Source organism: Dyella jiangningensis, assembly GCF_003264855.1.
Taxonomy (GTDB): domain Bacteria; phylum Pseudomonadota; class Gammaproteobacteria; order Xanthomonadales; family Rhodanobacteraceae; genus Dyella; species Dyella jiangningensis_C.
Genome location: NZ_NFZS01000007.1, coordinates 26,520 through 43,405, shown reverse-complemented (window position 1 = coordinate 43,405; position 16,886 = coordinate 26,520). Strand labels below are relative to the sequence as shown.

The 16,886-nt window shown below is 65.1% G+C and carries 17 protein-coding genes; 11 read left to right on the top strand and 6 right to left on the bottom strand.

The window, feature by feature from the left end; all coding sequences use genetic code 11:
* Positions 1 to 106: 106 nt before the first annotated feature.
* Positions 107 to 1,573, bottom strand: coding sequence for a glycosyltransferase family 39 protein (locus tag CA260_RS20435; RefSeq protein WP_238149859.1), 1,467 nt, complete (start codon positions 1,571 to 1,573; stop codon positions 107 to 109).
* Positions 1,574 to 1,765: 192 nt separating this feature from the next.
* Positions 1,766 to 2,785 carry a YjjG family noncanonical pyrimidine nucleotidase gene (locus CA260_RS20430; RefSeq protein ID WP_202864122.1) on the bottom strand — a complete coding sequence of 340 codons (1,020 nt, stop codon included), beginning with the start codon at positions 2,783 to 2,785 and terminating at the stop codon, positions 1,766 to 1,768.
* On the opposite strand from CA260_RS20430, the gene CA260_RS20425 reads away from it, so the two are divergent.
* Complete coding sequence (locus CA260_RS20425) at positions 2,735 to 4,435, top strand: N-acyl-D-amino-acid deacylase family protein (protein WP_111984920.1); 1,701 nt, start codon at positions 2,735 to 2,737, stop codon at positions 4,433 to 4,435. The two genes, CA260_RS20430 and CA260_RS20425, sit on opposite strands and share 51 nt — an antisense overlap.
* A gap of 75 nt (positions 4,436 to 4,510) precedes the next feature.
* Here the strand turns inward: CA260_RS20425 and CA260_RS20420 are convergent, their stop codons facing one another.
* On the bottom strand, positions 4,511 to 5,593 hold the full coding sequence (locus CA260_RS20420) for a serine hydrolase domain-containing protein (RefSeq protein ID WP_202864121.1): 1,083 nt from the start codon (positions 5,591 to 5,593) through the stop codon (positions 4,511 to 4,513).
* A gap of 224 nt (positions 5,594 to 5,817) precedes the next feature.
* Here CA260_RS20420 and CA260_RS20415 point away from each other — a divergent pair, with 224 nt between their 5' ends.
* The 5 genes from CA260_RS20415 to CA260_RS20395 all read left to right on the top strand — a co-directional run bounded on the left by CA260_RS20415 (position 5,818) and on the right by CA260_RS20395 (position 9,583).
* A complete protein-coding gene (locus CA260_RS20415; protein WP_111984919.1) occupies positions 5,818 to 7,092 on the top strand; it encodes a M24 family metallopeptidase in 1,275 nt (424 codons plus the stop codon).
* Positions 7,093 to 7,230: 138 nt separating this feature from the next.
* Entirely contained in the window at positions 7,231 to 7,659 is a 429-nt protein-coding gene (locus CA260_RS20410) for a DUF1801 domain-containing protein (RefSeq protein ID WP_111984918.1), read from the top strand.
* A gap of 281 nt (positions 7,660 to 7,940) precedes the next feature.
* The gene (locus tag CA260_RS20405) at positions 7,941 to 8,414 is read left to right on the top strand and encodes a nuclear transport factor 2 family protein (RefSeq protein ID WP_111984917.1); all 474 of its coding nucleotides are present in this window, start codon (positions 7,941 to 7,943) and stop codon (positions 8,412 to 8,414) included.
* 106 nt (positions 8,415 to 8,520) lie between these two features.
* Entirely contained in the window at positions 8,521 to 9,120 is a 600-nt protein-coding gene (locus tag CA260_RS20400; RefSeq protein WP_146745398.1) for a hypothetical protein, read from the top strand.
* Positions 9,121 to 9,253: 133 nt separating this feature from the next.
* Positions 9,254 to 9,583 carry a hypothetical protein gene (locus tag CA260_RS20395; RefSeq protein WP_146745397.1) on the top strand — a complete coding sequence of 110 codons (330 nt, stop codon included), beginning with the start codon at positions 9,254 to 9,256 and terminating at the stop codon, positions 9,581 to 9,583.
* 74 nt (positions 9,584 to 9,657) lie between these two features.
* Here CA260_RS20395 and CA260_RS20390 read toward each other — a convergent pair whose 3' ends face one another.
* Positions 9,658 to 10,404 (bottom strand): 2OG-Fe dioxygenase family protein, encoded by a 747-nt coding sequence (locus CA260_RS20390; RefSeq protein ID WP_111984914.1) that lies wholly within the window; start codon positions 10,402 to 10,404, stop codon positions 9,658 to 9,660.
* A gap of 182 nt (positions 10,405 to 10,586) precedes the next feature.
* On the opposite strand from CA260_RS20390, the gene CA260_RS20385 reads away from it, so the two are divergent.
* The 3 genes from CA260_RS20385 to CA260_RS20375 all read left to right on the top strand — a co-directional run bounded on the left by CA260_RS20385 (position 10,587) and on the right by CA260_RS20375 (position 13,564).
* Positions 10,587 to 11,108 (top strand): hypothetical protein, encoded by a 522-nt coding sequence (locus CA260_RS20385; RefSeq protein ID WP_111984913.1) that lies wholly within the window; start codon positions 10,587 to 10,589, stop codon positions 11,106 to 11,108.
* Positions 11,109 to 11,180: 72 nt separating this feature from the next.
* On the top strand, positions 11,181 to 11,660 hold the full coding sequence (locus CA260_RS20380) for a GNAT family N-acetyltransferase (protein WP_111984912.1): 480 nt from the start codon (positions 11,181 to 11,183) through the stop codon (positions 11,658 to 11,660).
* A 365-nt stretch (positions 11,661 to 12,025) separates the two neighbouring features.
* Positions 12,026 to 13,564, top strand: coding sequence for a glycoside hydrolase family 30 protein (locus CA260_RS20375; RefSeq protein WP_111984911.1), 1,539 nt, complete (start codon positions 12,026 to 12,028; stop codon positions 13,562 to 13,564).
* 28 nt (positions 13,565 to 13,592) lie between these two features.
* Here the strand turns inward: CA260_RS20375 and CA260_RS20370 are convergent, their stop codons facing one another.
* Positions 13,593 to 14,519, bottom strand: a complete 927-nt coding sequence (locus tag CA260_RS20370) for an alpha/beta hydrolase family protein (protein ID WP_111984910.1) — start codon at positions 14,517 to 14,519, stop codon at positions 13,593 to 13,595.
* 100 nt (positions 14,520 to 14,619) lie between these two features.
* Positions 14,620 to 14,880: a hypothetical protein gene (locus tag CA260_RS20365; RefSeq protein ID WP_146745396.1), complete on the bottom strand. Its 261-nt coding sequence runs from the start codon at positions 14,878 to 14,880 to the stop codon at positions 14,620 to 14,622.
* A gap of 252 nt (positions 14,881 to 15,132) precedes the next feature.
* On the opposite strand from CA260_RS20365, the gene CA260_RS20360 reads away from it, so the two are divergent.
* Both CA260_RS20360 and CA260_RS20355 read left to right on the top strand, forming a co-directional pair.
* Positions 15,133 to 16,059: a M14 family metallopeptidase gene (locus CA260_RS20360; RefSeq protein ID WP_111984908.1), complete on the top strand. Its 927-nt coding sequence runs from the start codon at positions 15,133 to 15,135 to the stop codon at positions 16,057 to 16,059.
* A gap of 101 nt (positions 16,060 to 16,160) precedes the next feature.
* On the top strand, positions 16,161 to 16,808 hold the full coding sequence (locus tag CA260_RS20355; protein WP_111984907.1) for a hypothetical protein: 648 nt from the start codon (positions 16,161 to 16,163) through the stop codon (positions 16,806 to 16,808).
* Positions 16,809 to 16,886: the final 78 nt, after the last annotated feature.

The window sequence follows — 16,886 nt, the reverse complement described above, 5'->3', positions numbered from 1 at the left end:
CAGCGTTGTGCGGGCGGCTTCAAGCCTTGCAACCGCGTGTTGTCCCGTTTCTGCCACCTCCTCGCGGGATGGCCTGCACAGCAGCTGACAGCCTCGTGGTCGCGGCTCAACCAAATTCCGGCCCGAGCTTCCACAGGTCGCCCCACGGCTTGCGCGTCGGGCCGCACACGAAGATGTCGGGATGATCCCGGGTTTCCTCGTTGTCCACGCCCAGGGCGTTGCGGGTATGTCCCGCCAGGCGACATCCCGTGAAAAGCTCATCGGCACGCTCGCGCGAGTTGCCAAGCACGATGAGCGTGGTGGGTGGCGTCTGCGGGTAGCCGCGCAGCCATCCGGAGTTGATGGTGGTGATCGGCGTGGGCAGGTGGTACTGCGGGCCGAGCAGGGCGAGGGCGCCGTACTCGCCGTAGTTGCCCACGGCGATCTGGACCTGGGCGCGTTGCTCGGCGGGCAGGGCGTCGCGAATGGCCGCCACCTGCGCGACCAACTCGTCCCAGCCGATTTCTTCGCGGAGATCACCGTTGTTGCGTAGCGCGAAATCACGCAATGGGCCGCTCGACGCGATGGGGACGATGCGAAGCGCCGCATAGCCGCCGATGGCCAGGACGCCGGCAAACATGAGCGTGGCGATGCCGGTGCGCCATGCGGGGCGAAGCGTATGCAGCCATCGCTCGCCGACCACGGAGCCCATGGCCAGGAGCATCGGGTACGCGCCGCAGGTGTAATAGAAGCGCCCCTGCGCCACCATGAATAACAGCAGCGGCACCACGTACATCCACGCCAGCATGCGATAGCGTCGGCTTTTGAAGCAGGCGTACAGGCCCGCCAGCCACACCGGTGCGGCGAACAGGTTGGCGTTCAGCAGGAACTGATCGCGCAGGAATCCTTCCGCCCGTCCCTGGTGTACGTCGCGCGCGTGGATGCCCTGCAGGAAATGGTAGGAAACGAAATCGTGGCGGATCAGCCAGACGAGGTTGGGCGCAACGATGAGCAGCGCGACGGCGCCTCCGGCCCAGAACCAGCGGTTCATGACATAGCGCCGTGCGTCGGTGAGCAATACGCCCGCCAGCACGCCAGCGAGTTCGAATGCGATTGCATATTTCGTCTGCAGGGCCAGCCCGGCGACCGCACCGATCGCCAGCCACCATCGCGGTTCGTCGTCACGCCGCAGGCGAATCACGCACCACGCGATCAGCACCCACCACAACAGGTCGAACGAGGAGTACTGGAATTCCGTCGCTTCGAACATCGGCAATGGCGACAGCGCCACCGCGAGCGCCGCAAACACCTGCGCCCGCCGGCCGCCGCCAAGGTCGCGCGCCATGAGGCCGGCGGCGAGGATCACCAGCGTTTGCGCAAGTACCGAGAACAGGCGCAGGCCCACCAGCGACAATCCGAACATCGCCAGACCCACGTGTTCCAGTGCGGCGGTCAGCGGCGGATACGGCACGAAGCCCCAGTCCAGATGCTGCGCATCGCTGAGGAACTGCCATTCGTCCCGATGAAAGCCGTACTGGCCGTTGGTCAGCATGTGCGCCACGCCGAAGAGCACGGCGATGAGGATCACAGGCATGGCACTTTCCCGTTGCCCTTCCCGGGCGCGCGAAACCGCAATATCCGTGGCAGCCATGCGTGGTCCTTGAGTCAGGTCGATGAATCGCCCCATGACGGCCCGGCGCGGGGCGGCCCTGCTTGCACCTTCCCGAGATAGCCAATGCGCCGCGCCAGGAGCCATCGCAGCATGTCACCGAAGGCCACCGCCGCGCTATGGGGGCGTGAGCGCCTGCAGAATCTCCGCCAGGGTCGCCGCCTCGAAGGTGGCGACGGCGACACCATCGCCCTCCAGCCGGCCCGGATTGAACCAGCAGCTGTCGATGCCGAAGCGATTGGCGCCCAGCACGTCGGCGTCCAGGCGATCGCCGACGATGATGGTCTCTGGCTTGCTAACACGCGAGAACTTGTCGAGGGCGTACTGGAAGAACCGGCCATCCGGTTTGGCGAAGCCGCACGCCTCCGACGTCGCCACGAACCGGATCCAGCGCTCCAGCCCCGACTTGGCGATACGCCTCGTCTGCACGTGCTCGATGCCGTTGGTGATGATGCCCACCTCGCCCATCGCCGAAAGCGCCTCGCACAGCATCGCCGCACCGTCGATCAGCACGACGGTCTCCGCAAGGCATTCCAGATAGCGCGTGCTCGCCTCGGCGGGATCGATGTCGATCCCATGCGGTGCGAAGGTTCGCCGGAACCGCTCGATCTTCAGGGCTTCCTTGGTGATCAGCCGGCGCTCGAAGTCATTCCAGAGCTGGAGGTTCTCGCGCTGGTAGTCGGCGAACATCGCGGGACTCGCGGCGCGCGCGCCGAAGCTTTCGAGCATGGTCTGGAACGAGAGCCGCTCGCTCGCGCGAAAGTCGAGCAAGGTGTCATCCAGGTCAAAGAGAAAGTGCCGATAGGCCATCGAACCGATCCGCTGCGTGTGCGCCTGCGTTGAAGAGCCGCGCACACGGCATGCACTCATGCGAGCGGGTGCGATGCGCAGGCTGCCGAGCATAGGCGAGCGTGCCTCACCTGTCACCGAGATGGACGGCCAGCAGCCGTGCCGATACGCTTCGGCACGGCTCTCCTCGACCGCCTGCGTGACGAGACCGCCGTTGCCGTTCCGCCGCACGGTCGCGGGCACGTCCCAACGCCCGCGCCACCCACCATCGTCGACGATAGGGATGGAAGAACCGGTATGCGCCTGCTCACCTGTCTGTTGGTCATCTCGCTTGGCATGTCCGTGCACGGCGCGACGGCGACGCCCGCATCGTCCTATGACATCCTCATCCGCAACGGCCAGGTCATCGATGGCACCGGCACAGCGGCCTACGCGGCCGACATCGCGATCAAGGACGGCCGCATCGCGGCCGTGGGCACGCTTGGCCAGGCGAGTGCGAAGCAGGTCATCGATGCGCAGGGCATGACCATCACGCCCGGTTTCATCGACATGCTCGACCAGTCGGCCCACACGCTGCTGGTGGATGGCCATGCGCAGTCCAAGATCTTCCAGGGCGTCACCACGCTGATCACCGGCGAAGGCGAATCGGTGGCGCCGGTCAACGACACCATCACCCGCGAAGAAGGCGCGCATGCCAAGCCCGACTGGGCGACGCTCGGCGATTACCTGCAACGCCTGCAAAGCCGCGGCATCGCGGTGAACTTCGGCAGCTATGTCGGCGCCGCGACGGCGCGCGAAATGGTGATGGGTTACGGCGATCGCCAGCCGACCGCCGAGGAACTGCAGCGGATGCAGGCGGTGGTGGCCAGTGCCATGCGCGACGGCGCGTTCGGCGTATCGACCGGCCTGCAATATCCCCCGGCCACCTACAGCACCACGCCGGAACTCATCGCGCTGGCGGAAACGGCGGCCAGCTACGGTGGCATCTATGCCACGCACATGCGCAGCGAAGGCGACGGCGAGATGGCCGCGCTCGACGAGGCCTTCGAGATCGGGCGCCAGGCGCATATTCCCGTCGAGATCTTCCACCTGAAGGTGGCCGGGCACGCCAACTGGGGCAGCATGCCCAAGGTCATCGCCAGGATCGATGCGGCGCGCGCCGCCGGTCTCGACGTCACCGCCGACACTTACGCCTATACCGCCTGGGGCAATGGCCTGGCTTCGTTCATTCCGCCGTGGGCGCACGTGGGCGGCACCGCCAAGCTGCTGCAGCGACTCGAGGATCCGCAGTCACGCGCGCGCATCCAGAAGGACATGCAGACGCCGTCGGAGGCGTGGAGCAACGACTGGCTGGAGGTGCCCGGCCCCGAGGCCGTGGAGATCACCTCGGTGCAGGAGCCCTCGCTCAAGCGATTCGAAGGCAGGCGATTGGACGAGGTCGCGCGGGCCTGGCACGAGAAGCCGATCGATGCGCTGATCGACCTGTTGATCAAGGACCACGCCGCCACCGACGTCGCCGTGTTCGGCATGGCGCAACCGGATGTCACGCTCGCGCTCAGGCAGCCCTGGATGTCGGTGTGCGACGACGCGGCCGCGCAGGCGCCCACCGGCCCGCTCGGCCAGGGCCATCCGCATCCACGCGCCTACGCGGCTTTCGCGCGGATCATCAGCAAGTACGTCAACGAAGACCACGTGCTGACGCTGCCCGAAGCGATCCACAAGATGACGGCCCTGCCCGCGCAACGCATGGGCCTGAAGCAGCGTGGCGTCATCAAGGAAGGCATGTGGGCGGACATCGCCATCTTCGACCCTGCCCGGCTGCGCGCGCCGGCCACGTTCGAACAGCCGCGACAGCTCGCGCAGGGCATGCGCGACGTGCTGGTCAACGGCGTTCCCGTCATCCGCGATGGCAAGCTGACGCCCGCACTGCCGGGCAAGGTGCTGCACGGGCCGGGTTTCCAGGCGGAGCGGGACACGGCCGTCGCTGCCGCGCCGTGATCATCGGCGCCGACGCGGCGACGTTCAACACAGCGCCGCCTGACGCGGCCCGTGTCGCCCTGCTCGCCGGATGACTCAGCGATAACTGGCTTCCATCAGCGCCGTACCCAGCTCGCCGATCTTCATGTGATCGAAGCTGGTGTTGTTCATCAGGATGACGGTGTGCCCATCGTCCAGCGTGCGCCAGGCGAGCACGCGATAGGCGCCGTTGGACCCGTATTCCCAGGCAACAGGATGATCCTTGCCGGCGAACGGCAAGGTCTTGGTGCGTCCACCCAGCGCGTAGTGCTGGGGTGGTCGCTCGATCGCCATCAGGATGCGCACGGATTCCGGCGACAGAAGCCTGCCCGCGAAAAGGCCATCCATCAGGACGAAGAGATCGTTCGCGCTGGCGTAGAAACCGCCCGCGAGCATCATGAAGTCCGGCGAAGGCTTGTCGAGCGGCTCCGCGTCTGGCGCGAGTCGTCGATAGCCGTGCGCCATGCCGGCCACGCCCAACGAGCTTCCGCTGAAGACGCCGCTATGGTGCAGGGCCAGCGGCTGGACCAGATATCCCTCGACCAGCGAGGCGTAGTCCCTTCCCGTGGTGCGTTCGACGATCGCCTTCACCAGCAGCCAGTTGGAGTGCGAATAGTCCCAGTCCGCGCCCGGCTCGAAACGCAGGTTGCCGCTGGCGAAGCGTTGCACGGCCTCGCTGTTGTCGAGCGAAAGCGTGCGGGTCGCCGGATCCCGCTTGATGGCGTCATCGATCTCGTTGGGAACGCCGCTGGCGTGGCTCATCAGGGTGCGCAGCGTCAGCCTGGCGCCGTTGTCGCGGCGGTAGTCGGGTAGATAGTTGGAAATCGGTTGATCCAGCGCGAGTTGACCTTGCTGCACCAGCCGCATCACCACCACGGCAGCGATCCACTTGGAGATCGAGCCCGTCTCGAACGGCGTATCGACGGTCAAGGCCCGTCCCGTTTGGGCGTCCGCCACGCCGAAGCTCTCGACGTAATCGATCGTCGCGCCATGACCCACCAGCACCACGCCGTTGAATCCTTCGTTCACCACGAAGCGCCGGGCGACAACCGCGCATTCGGCGCAGTCCGCCCATACCGGAAAGGAGCAGAGCAAGGCCAGCAGCGCTAGCGCGATCCGCCAGCCGGCGCGTCGATCCATTCGCTTCCGCGACATCAGCAAGCCGTCCATCGGCATCTCCGGGCCAGGCAAGGTGCTGGTCGGATGTCGTTCGGTCCGACAAGGTTTAAGCCTGCCCGCCCTTGCCGTCCTGCACGGGCCGCGGCGCCGGCGCAAATGCAATTCGGCACCCTGCCCGGCAGTAGTCGCGTCGCCGATTCCGGTCGCATACTGCGGGACATCCTTACCCTCGGTCCGGAGTCTCCATGCGTCGTCGCGACTTTCTCACCGGAGCTGTAGCTGCCACCGCCGCGGCCTCCACGGCCTTCCTGCTGCCCGGCCGGGCAGCGCAGGCCGCGCCCGCCAAACCGGCTGGGCTGACTGGCCTGACCTCCATGACCACCGGCGCCAGGCCGATTTCGGTGGAGGAGCGACGTGCGCGTATCGCCAAGCTGCAACAGCTGATGGTCGACCAGAAGGTCGGCGCCCTGATCCTGGAATCGGGTTCGAGCCTGGAATACTTCACCGGCATCCAGTGGCATCGTTCGGAGCGTACGACGGCCGCGGTGATCCCGGCGCGTGGCGACATCGTCGTGGTGACCCCGGCCTTCGAAGAACCCTCGATCCGCGAGACCCTGGCGGTGGGCGGCGACGTGCGTCCCTGGAACGAGCACGAAAGCCCGTTCGCCCGCCTCGTTGGCGCGCTTCGCGACCGCGGGGTCACGTCCGGTTCGATCGCCTTCGAAGCCACCACGCGTCTTTTCATCGTCGACGGCGTGCGCGAGGCAAGTGGCGGCGCTTACACCGTGGTGTCCGGCGATGCGTTGGTCAAAGCCGTCCGCCTGATCAAATCCCCCGCGGAACTGGCGCTGATGCAGATCGCCAACGACGTCACCCTGGCGGCGCTGCGCTACGTCCACGGCAACGTCCGTGCAGGCATGAGCCCCGGCGAGATCGCCACCATGATGAACGCCGCCACCGTCGCCCTGGGCGGCGCGCCGGAGTTCGCCCTGGTGTTGATCAACGAAGCCAGCGCGTATCCGCACGGCTCGCACAAGCCGGAGACCTTGCACGAGGGTTCGGTCATCCTGATGGACGTGGGCTGCGCCGTGCATGGCTATCAGTCGGACATCTCGCGCACCTGGGTGATGGGCCAGCCGACCGTGAAACAGCGCAAGGTGTGGGACACGGTCAAGCGCGGCCAGGAACTCGCGCTGGCCACCGCCAAGCTGGGCGTACCCGTGGGCACCATCGATGACGCCGTGCGCGCCTACTACGAAAAGGAAGGCTGGGGCCCCGGCTACCACCTGCCCGGCCTGCCCCACCGCACCGGCCACGGCATCGGTTTGGACGGCCATGAATCTCCTTACCTCGTCCACGGCGACGCCACGCCGCTGGCGGCCGGCATGTGCTTCTCCGACGAACCGGGCCTCTACATCCCCGGCGAATTCGGCATCCGCCTGGAAGACTGCTGGCATATGACCGAGTCAGGCCCGAAGCTCTTCACCGAACTCGCCAAGTCGATCGACGATCCGATTTGATCGGATTCGATCGGGCAGGACGAGGAGCGATGGTGTCGGCTCCCCGTTGGTAACGGGCCTGGCAGGTCGGTGATCGCATGAAGCTTTGGTTCGAAGCGGTTGCGGCCAGCACCGTACCCGCTCCAAGCAGGGGGCTGTATGAGCGTTGATGAACAGATCAAGGAATATATCGCCGCCCAGCCTGAACCGAAGCGCCTGGACATGATGGCGTTGCACCGCCTCATTCTGGAGATGATGCCGGATGGCAGGTTGTGGTTCCTGGATGGCAAGGACGATGCGGGCAAAACGGTTTCCAACCCCAGCATAGGGTATGGAGCCCGGACCATTCAGTACGCCAACGGAAGCACCAGGGAGTTCTACCGAATTGGCGTCAGCGCAAACACAACCGGAATTTCCGTCTACATTCTTGGCATCGAAGACAGGAAGTACCTGGCGCAGACATATGGAAAGGACCTCGGAAAGGCAAAGATCACCGGGTATTGCATCAAGTTCAAGGCGCTGCGCGATATCAGGGTAGAGACACTGAAAGCCGCCATACGTTATGGCGTTGATCAGCCGGCCATCTAGCGTGGCCCAGGTCCGCTTCTGCATCCGCTTTCGACCAAGGCGGGCCTGCCACGACAGCCGGGAGGCATCATGAGCGACACCGAATCGTCTAGCCCGGCCACTGATCCGTTGGATGCCATGTCCGCTTGCGACCGAAGTGCCTGCCTGTACGCACTCGTCAGACATGGCTGCATCGAGAAGAACGTCTTCGATACGGCAATCTAGTTCGCCATGGGTACGCACTGTCCACGGTCGAGCAGACGGAAGCGCCAGGGGAAACCAGGAGATGGGGAGAGAGAGCGATGACGAGTCACACCGGCCGTTTTGCCGCAGCTATCCTTGCCGCGCTATGCGCCGGAGCCGCTCTGGCGGACGACGTTCCAGCGAAGGATGGTGCTACGGCGCAGTGGATGATCGCGAAGGAAAGAGCCTGGGCGAACATGGCGTGCGGAGGTGAGTGGGTCGCATCGGAAATCCTGGCGGATGACTTCCAGGGTACGGCACCCAAGGGCATGCGCTACGGAAAGCCGGCGAGCGCGCCCGCCTATGATCCCAAGACACCGTGGTCCACCGACTGTCGCCTCGATAGTGCGGACGTCCGGTTCTTTTCCGCCGACGTCGCGGTCGTGTATGGGGCGGAATCGAAAACGGTGGCGCTGCCGGATTCCAAGCACGAACGCCACTGCCTGGTATGGACCGACATGTGGTTACGTCGCAACGGGAAGTGGCAGATCATCGCGGTTCAAGACAATCGCGTCGAATGTCCTGCGAAGTAATCGGCATCGCAGGATGCTGGATCCTCGCGCGCCGGATGTCGGCCCAGGGAGACGCTTCCATTTGCCCGAGTGGATATCCTTGGCGATGGAATGACAACGAAGGAGCATGGAAGAACCCATGCGGTTTCCAGCTAGGTTTGCCTTTTCGATCCTGTGGTGTTGTCCACTTCTCGGCCATGCCCAGGCAGCCGCACACAACGATGTCACGTTGCCCGGGCTGGTCGATAGATTGTTGAGCCTTCATCCGGTCGTGCCAACGACGCCAGGAGATGTCGAACGGACTCTCGGCATGCGTTTCCACCCGGAGTTCCATGGTTCGCGCGAGTGGGTAAGTGACGCACTGACGTTGCCGGATGGCACACGAATCGATGGCATCGAGCTTCGCGTCTATCCGCCGGAGAATCCGAAGGTTCGGCTGATAAGTATCGTTGTCAACCGTTTGCCGTGTATTTCGCCGGCCAGTCTGATTTCCCGCTACGAACTGGCCGGCTTGACGCCGCCGGGCCCGGCACCGGCGCCGCCCGCGGCGGGCTACCCTGTCTCGAACGGTCCGATCACCTATCACGAAGGACGCTATCGCCGAATGCCCTGGGGCTTGTTCGCCGTCGGATTCGACGAGTACTCGCCCAGGGAGGGTCTGCCCACCTGCATGACGGGCGTGACCCTGCGGATGATTGACGCCAACGAAGACCAGTTGTGGCACTGAGGAGCTTTTCCTCAAACCGGACCTTTGTTTGGAAATATCCCGTGGCCGCCGCCTAGCCACTTCGCGGCCGCGCCAAGACCCACCAGGTCACGTATCCTCGAAGGGGCGAAGACCAGTCCTCAAAGAGGTGGCCGTGAAGCGGCGGACGAAGCGAAGGATTTTTAGAGGCTCGCTCACTCTGGCGATCGTCGGCCTGGTGATGGGCCTGGTGTTGCTGAGCGGGCCTTGGCGCCCTCGCCCGAACCCTGATCGCGTCGCGATGGAAGCGGCAGTCCGGTCCTGCGAGGCAAAGGTGCAGGCAAGTCTGCGTGCGCCGGTCGCCAGATGGCAGTTGAGGGATGAAGTTTCGGAACCGCATGGCTTCGTGCTGACGTTTGCCGCCGATGTGGGCGGCAAGGCCGTGACTTACCGCTGTGAAGTGACTCGGGAAGACACGACAATCGCCGTATTTGATGATCCGTAACCGGATGTCCGCGCCTGGCCAAGGCTGTGCGAGTACATCGCAGCGCTTGCAAGCAAGCAGCGGTCTGCGAAGACTCAGCCGGGCAGTTCAGCCACCGCCCTGAACGTCACCACGAGTACATCGCGGAAGGCCGGTTCGCCTGCGGACAGCGGTATGACTGGTGTCACGCCGTGGTAGACGCGGTGATCGTCGATCAATGCCGCGTCCAGCGCGTGCGTCAGCGTGAAGTCGCCGAGCAGTTTTCCGTCGGGCGAGTGGATCGTGGTCGTGCCGCTGGCGATGTTCTTGCGATCGACGAGAAGCACGAGCACGTAATCCACGCCATCGCGATGACTGCCTTCGGGCGTGGGCTCGCCGGCGGAATCGGCCGTGGCTTCGATGCGGAACTGATGCACTTCGATATGCCAGCGAATCGCAGGTGTCGCCAGCTTGCCGAAGAAGCCATGGCAGAAGCGAAGGATGGTGCGCAGCGTGGCGCCGTTGACCACGGAGGCATCGACCGGCTCGAACCAGCGCTGGATGTCGCCTTGCAGCGTGTTGTACTGCAGGCTCTGGAAGTGGGCCTGGTGTGGTTGCGGCACGACGGGGCCATCGGCCGCGGCGGAAAACGTCGCGTGGCGCCTGCGGCGGAACCGACCCTTGGCGGCAAGGTATTCGTCCAGCTCCAGATGATTCCAGCTGTCCACGAAGGCCGCCCAGTCCGTCAGTTCGCCTTCGGCGATGAGCAGCGATCGCATGCGGTCGCCCTCGACGAAGGCGAAGCCCTGTGCGTCTACCTGGCCTGACAGCGTGGCGTCGAACGAGTCTGCGCGATTGTTCATGCGTCCATCATAACGGCTGGGGTCTCCGGCATCGGATCTTGCGTCGCGATGCCTGCGGCCAGGTTTCATCACGCCGCCCCGTCGCCGATCGAGCGCTGCTTTTCGTACACGCGAAGCGGCATACTCGCCCTGCCCACTCGCGCACTACTTCCCGTTGACCCGTCTGCATGGAAGGACAGGACATGAAGCTCTTGCCGAAAACCTTGGTCGTATCGCTGCTGGTTGCCCTGACGTCCCTGTTGACCACGGCCGCTGCGGCTGGAGCGGCAAACGATGTTGTGCCCAGTCGCACGGCGACGTCGCCTTTGCTCGGAAGTTGGGCCCTGGATACATCGCGGCTGCCCATGCCGCCGGCGCAGCGCCCCAGGAGCGTGCGGTTCACGTTCGCCGACGCGGGCGAAGACAAGCTGAGCGTACGTGTCGACATCGTGTACGCACCCGGTCAGGAGGCGCATTCCGCTTCCACGGTGGCGCTCGATGGAACGGCGGCCGCCGTCAAGGACAGTCCCGAGGCGGATACCGCGTCGGTGAAGCAACCGGCGCCCAACGTGCTCGTCATGGCGCTGCAGCAGCAAGGCGTGCTCGTTTCGACCCGGATCTATTCCGTCATGCCGGATGGCCAGCATCTCGTCGAGACGGCGGTCTATCCGGGCAACAACGGCCCGCTCGTCATGAAGGCGAGCTACTTCACGCGCGTTCGCTAGGGCCGGGTGCCGCTCGCGTACCCATGTGGCGCGTCGTCATGTGGACGGCTTCATTCCTTCTTCGGCAGCACGATGGATATACGGACACTCTGTGCAGACGATCTCGAGCTGATCTGCAGGCATCGCGAAGCGATGTTTCGCGATGCAGGCAAGGGCGACGATGTATTGAGGCCCATGACGGCGCATTTCCGCGAATGGCTGAGGCCGCGCCTGGCGAACGGATCGTACTTTGGCTTCATGATGTCGGACGGCGGCACGGTCGTCGCGGGCATCGGGCTGATGCTGATCGACTGGCCGCCGCATCCCGCGCATCCGCTGCAGGACCAGCGCGGCTATGTGCTGAACGTGTTTGTCGAGCCCGATTACCGCCATCGCGGCCTGGCGCGTGCACTGATGCGTCTCGCGGACGAGGAGTTCGGCAGGCGCGGCATCGGCTATGCCGTCCTGCATGCCACCGACAAAGGCCGCCCGCTTTATCTGGGAATGGGCTGGAACGGCACCACGGAAATGGCGAAGACGCCGGAAGCATCGCCCGAGGGCCACGGCGGCTGAACGACCGAGGGCGGCGCCTGCGCCTGGCCGTGGCGGCGAGAAGCCGACGCGCAGCAGATCCGCCTGCGGGAAAAGGCTGCTGAAAGTTGAAACCCGCATCATTCAGCGCTGAGCGCTGTCTCTTGCTTGCGAATTGTCCGAAGGCCTCAGGAAGCGCGTCACGGTGCCGATAGGTTTACCGAGGCCGAGGCACTTTCCATCGGGATTCAGTGCTACCGTCCGCTCTAGCCGCGGGCCCATCTCGTCCCGGGTCACCATACGCAGCCGTTTCGTCAGGCGCGAAGCGGCGCATGTTTAACGCGGAAGCATCGGGAGCTTCGTCATCCAAGTGGGTTGCAGCATGAACGACGGGTTTTACAAGCGCCATGGATGAGTACAAGCAGGGTTCGAACCGGGGCGCTCCCGTCTTCATCGCTTTGATCACGCTGCTCACCCTGGTGGTGCTGCGCGCACCGCATTTCGAGTTTCCCAAGATCGCTCCCAAGATCGTTCCGACGGCGCGCCCCGTCGCGCCGTCGGTTGATCTATGGCTGAGCACCCAGGATCGCCGGTTGAGGCTCGACCGGCAGCCGGAGATCGAGATGAAACCGCGTGGCACGGAGCCCGTCGACGTCGTCATCGATGTCCAGAAGAAATTCCAGACCATGACCGGCTTCGGCGCGGCGATGACCGATTCGTCGGCGTGGCTGCTGCAGAACAGGCTGAGTGGATTGCAGCGCAGCGAGTTGCTGCACGAGATGTACGGCCCGCCGCCGAACCTCAACCTGACCATGATGCGCCTGACCATCGGCGCGTCCGATTTTTCGTTGAAGCCGTATACGCTGGATGACGTGCCCTTCGGCCAGGACGATCCGGGCCTGACGCATTTCAACGTCACGCCCAATCTGCGCAACGTGATACCGACGGTGCGCGAGGCGCTCTCCATCAATCCCTCGCTGCTCATCGTCGCGTCGTCGTGGACGGCGCCGGCATGGATGAAGACCAACCAGAATGTGATTGGCGGCGAGTTGCTGGAGCAGTACGAAGACGCGTACGCGAGCTATCTGGTCAAGTACGTCGATGCCTATCGCAATTACGGCATCCCGATCTACGCGCTGACGATGCAGAACGAGCCGAGCTACGTGCCGATCACGTACCCGGGCATGGAAATGTCGGCATCCACGCGTGCGCGCGTGATCGGGCAGTACCTCGGCCCGAAGCTGGCGCGTCGCAAGCAGAAGACGCGCATCCTGGAGTGGGATCACAACTGGAACCAGCCCGAGCAGCCCCTGAGCGTGCTGTCCGATCCGGATGCCGCGAAATACATCGATGGCGTGGCCTGGCATTGCTACGAAGGCAGCCAGTACGCGCAGGGCCGCGTGCATCGCGCCTATCCCGACAAGGACACCTACATCACCGAATGTTCCGGCGGCGATTGGGCATCCGCCGCCAACGGCGAACTGCTGTGGTTTTCGCGCAACCTGTTGGTCACGGGCATCCGCCAGTGGGCGCGCGGCGTCATCTACTGGAACCTGGCGCTGGACGAAAACCACGGCCCGCACTTCGGCGGCTGCGCGCTCTGCAAGGGCGTGATCCTGATCAACTCGAAGACCGGCGAAGTGAGCCGCAACGATGAATATTACGCGTTGGCCCACTTCAGCAAGTTCGTGCTGCCTGGCGCGGTGCGCGTGGAATCGACCGCGACGGAGAAGGAGCATCTGGACAACGTCGCCTTCCAGAACGAGGCCGACGGCTCGATCGTGCTGGTCATGGTGAACAGCAACAAGGAAGCTCGCCGCGTATCCGTCGCGGAAAGCCAGAGCCGCTTCGACTACACGATGCCCGCCGAAAGCGTGGCCACGTTCGTGTGGAACCCCAGCCAGGCCGGCGCGTGGATGGGGCGTGCGTACTGGGCGTCCCCGTAAACGCCAGGGCGGGCAAGCGATAGCGTTGCTACTGCGCCAATGGCGCCAGCCACGCGAGCACGGCGCGCGACAGCTCGGTGCGCTTGTCGGAATACGCGTGGTCGGTGGCGAGGTGCAGGGTGGTCACCTGTCGATCACCGGCCTTGCGAAGCGCGGCGCTGAAAGCATCGTTCCACGTCGTGAGGCCATCGTCCGAGGTGATGACCAGCGCCGGGCGATCCTTGAGCGCGGCGACCTTGGATAGAAAGCTCCAATCGCGTGCATGCTCGGCCAGTTCCTGTGCCAGGCCATCTGGCGTGCAGCCGCTGAGCGGTGCCATGCCCTCATCGGCCAGGCCCATGCTGGTGCTCTGGATGGCGGCCTGGCGAGTGCCCTTGCCGAGCAGGCCCTGAACCCTGCCGGCCATGTCGGCGGCCGAGATCATGCCGATGGCCTTGACCGCAGGATCGGCCGCGCCGGCCTGCACGGTCATGAAGCCACCCATGCTGTGCCCGATCAGGACGATGCGCGTGGTATCGACGCGGAGCCGCTTGGCGTTCTCCGGCTGCCGCAGATAGGCCAGGGCCGAAGCGACGTCCTCGATGCCGTGCGAGAAGGAGAAGTCGCCCGGCGTTCCCCATGATCCGCGGTAATTGAAGTAAAGAACGTTCCAGCCTGCGCGGCGGATGTCCTGCGCGAGATCCAGGTTGCGCTCGTTGCCGGGGAAGCCATGCAGCAGCACGACCGTCGGATGCGGTCCGGCGCCTGCCGCCACGTAGACCAGGGCGTTCATCAGTGCGCCATGGCTGGGAATCTGCATGGTTTCCATGGAGGCGCGACTGTCGCCCTGCGGCTTCTGCACGAGGTGCGTGGCATCGCTGATCGCCTTGGTTTCCGCGGTGGCAGACGAAGGACACAGGGCCAGGCCCGTCAACAGGCAAGCCGCCAGGAACGCAGTGGTCGTGTGGCGCTTCATGGTCTTCTCCGGCGATGAACGAAAAGGCGTGCAGTGGACGCGAGCTCGGCAGCGATGCGGCGTCATCGATTTGCCGAAGCAGCTGCGCCCAAGAGTGCGCTTACACCCAGGAGACGTCGACCACGTCGACTTCCATGCCCGGCGTCATGGTGATTTCGTTGACCTCTTCGGCGTGGATCATCGCACCGGCGCCCTCGCGACCTTGCGCGATCTCGGGCCAGCGTTGGACGGCGAGGTCGATCGCCTTGTCCAGCGCCGCGTGCGCATCGGCGGCCGAGACCACGCCATACAGTTCGAAACTCGCGGTTCCCTCGAGATGGGCGAAGCCCTCCCCGACGGCCATGACGGCCCAAAGATTCATGTCTTCCCCCTGATGTCCCGCGCCTGCCTTGCGTGGAAGGCAGGCCTCAAAACCCCGGACGCCAGTATGGCAACTCTCTTTAACGCTGGGGAGGCCGCTGTGTGACTTGGCCGTCTGGCCGTCCGTGCAGGCCGGGGTGGCCGCGTCAGTCGCAGGTGTGGAGCTGCGGGTCCGACGACGCACGTGCGATCGACGCCGTGACGGCCGGGCGCGGATGATAAAATGCGCGCTTTCCCACACGACGGTCTCGCCATGGGCAACGAAGCTTTCTATCCGATCGGTACACCCGGCCAGCCGTGGGGTGCGCAGGAACGCGCCGCGTGGCTGGCGAAGCAGGTCAAGCATCGCAGCTACGCGCAGGACGTGCTGAGCGCCATCGATCGCCTGCGCGATGCCTTCGACGTGTCCGAGTACGGCGCGCTGACCTACGGTGCGGAGCACTACCCGTTGATCGTCGTTCGCAGCCGCGGCTGGCGGGACGACCTGCCGGTCGTGCTGGTGACCGGCGGCGTGCACGGCTACGAAACCAGCGGCGTGCATGGCGCGCTGCAGTTCCTGCAGCAGCACGCAGGCGAGTATGCCGGGCGCGCGAACGTCATGGTGGTTCCGTGCGTGAGTCCGTGGGCGTACGAGCGCATCCATCGCTGGAATCCCGATGCGCTCGATCCCAATCGCAACTTCCGCAAGGACAGCCCGGCGGGGGAGTCGGCGGCGTTGGTGAATCTGCTGGAACCGCTGCGTGATGTGGTGTTGATGCACATCGACCTGCACGAAACGACCGATTCGGACGAATCGGAGTTCCGCCCGGCGCTGGCTGCCCGCGACGGCAAGCCGTTCGAGCCCGGCGAGGTGCCCGATGGTTTCTACCTGGTGGACGATGCCGATCAGCCGCAGCCGGCGTTCCAGCAGGCCGTGGTCGAGGCCGTGGCGAAGGTGACCCACATCGCCGATGCCGACGCCCGCGGCGAGATCATCGGCTCGCCACTGCTGCTGCCTGGCGTGATCAAGTTTCCGGTGAAGCAGTGGAGCCTGTGCGCGGGCATCACCAACGCGCGCTACGCGACCACGACCGAGGTCTACCCGGACAGTCCTCGCGCCACGCCGCAGCAGTGCAATGACGCGCAGGTGGCGGCAGTGCGTGCGGCGATCGATTACGCGCTGGCGCATCGCGGCGGTTGAAGCCCCTGGCGTCGAACAGACGCCAGGATGGGTTGATTTGGACGTCCGTTTCGCGGGGCTGGCCAACACGGCGAGTTCCTGCCGATCGTCGGGAGATGTCGATGCCACGGCCCGAACGCTATCCGTCGACCATCGCCGCCATTGGTCTGCATGCGCACAAGGGCGGTGCCGTGGCGGTCGGTGTCTCCATTGAACGGGGCGAGCCCCGCGTCGTCCTCTCCGTGTCGCTTGAAACCGGCACGGTCGACGACAGGTTGTCCTTCGAGCCGTATCGACTCGCGGCCGAGATGGCGCGAGATGCCTCGGGCCGCGCAACGGACGAGGCAAGAGCGACCGTGGCGGAAGGACGCCGTCGGCAGGAGCACCGGGCAACGGAGGGACTTCAGGCGATCGCGCGACAGCTTGAGGCGATGGCTTGCAAGCCCGTCGTGATCGCACTGCTGGTGAACCGGGCCGGTTGGATCACCGACCTGCTCGATTACAGCCTGGCATGGGCCGAACACGTGCCGGTGGCCGAAGCGCTGGCCGTGCGCGATGCGTTTCGTGCCGCGGCCCTGCGATGCGGTATCGCGCTCGTCGAGCTGGACGAAAAGTCGCTGCCTGATCGTGCCGCGCAGGTGCTCGGGCAGTCGGTGGATGAGATGACCGCGCGGTTGAAGCCTTTGGGCATGGCCGTGGGCAAGCCCTGGCGCAAAGAGCAGAAGCTTGCCTGCCTGGCCGCATGGACGGCCGTGGCCCAGAAGCACTGACGCAGGTGGCGCTGCTGGCACGCCATGGCGCAAACGGCCCTTCCGACATCAGGCCGGCGAGTACGCGACTCAGCCGCT

Coding starts and splice junctions, on each gene's coding strand:
- CA260_RS20375 (WP_111984911.1), top strand. CDS start 12,026: ATGGATGAGTACAAGCAGGGTTCGAACCGGGGCGCTCCCGTCTTCATC.
- CA260_RS20365 (WP_146745396.1), bottom strand. CDS start 14,880: ATGAATCTTTGGGCCGTCATGGCCGTCGGGGAGGGCTTCGCCCATCTC.
- CA260_RS20425 (WP_111984920.1), top strand. CDS start 2,735: ATGCGCCTGCTCACCTGTCTGTTGGTCATCTCGCTTGGCATGTCCGTG.
- CA260_RS20405 (WP_111984917.1), top strand. CDS start 7,941: ATGACGAGTCACACCGGCCGTTTTGCCGCAGCTATCCTTGCCGCGCTA.
- CA260_RS20355 (WP_111984907.1), top strand. CDS start 16,161: ATGCCACGGCCCGAACGCTATCCGTCGACCATCGCCGCCATTGGTCTG.
- CA260_RS20370 (WP_111984910.1), bottom strand. CDS start 14,519: ATGAAGCGCCACACGACCACTGCGTTCCTGGCGGCTTGCCTGTTGACG.
- CA260_RS20400 (WP_146745398.1), top strand. CDS start 8,521: ATGGAAGAACCCATGCGGTTTCCAGCTAGGTTTGCCTTTTCGATCCTG.
- CA260_RS20385 (WP_111984913.1), top strand. CDS start 10,587: ATGAAGCTCTTGCCGAAAACCTTGGTCGTATCGCTGCTGGTTGCCCTG.
- CA260_RS20380 (WP_111984912.1), top strand. CDS start 11,181: ATGGATATACGGACACTCTGTGCAGACGATCTCGAGCTGATCTGCAGG.
- CA260_RS20435 (WP_238149859.1), bottom strand. CDS start 1,573: ATGCCTGTGATCCTCATCGCCGTGCTCTTCGGCGTGGCGCACATGCTG.
- CA260_RS20415 (WP_111984919.1), top strand. CDS start 5,818: ATGCGTCGTCGCGACTTTCTCACCGGAGCTGTAGCTGCCACCGCCGCG.
- CA260_RS20390 (WP_111984914.1), bottom strand. CDS start 10,404: ATGAACAATCGCGCAGACTCGTTCGACGCCACGCTGTCAGGCCAGGTA.
- CA260_RS20360 (WP_111984908.1), top strand. CDS start 15,133: ATGGGCAACGAAGCTTTCTATCCGATCGGTACACCCGGCCAGCCGTGG.
- CA260_RS20410 (WP_111984918.1), top strand. CDS start 7,231: ATGAGCGTTGATGAACAGATCAAGGAATATATCGCCGCCCAGCCTGAA.
- CA260_RS20420 (WP_202864121.1), bottom strand. CDS start 5,593: ATGGATCGACGCGCCGGCTGGCGGATCGCGCTAGCGCTGCTGGCCTTG.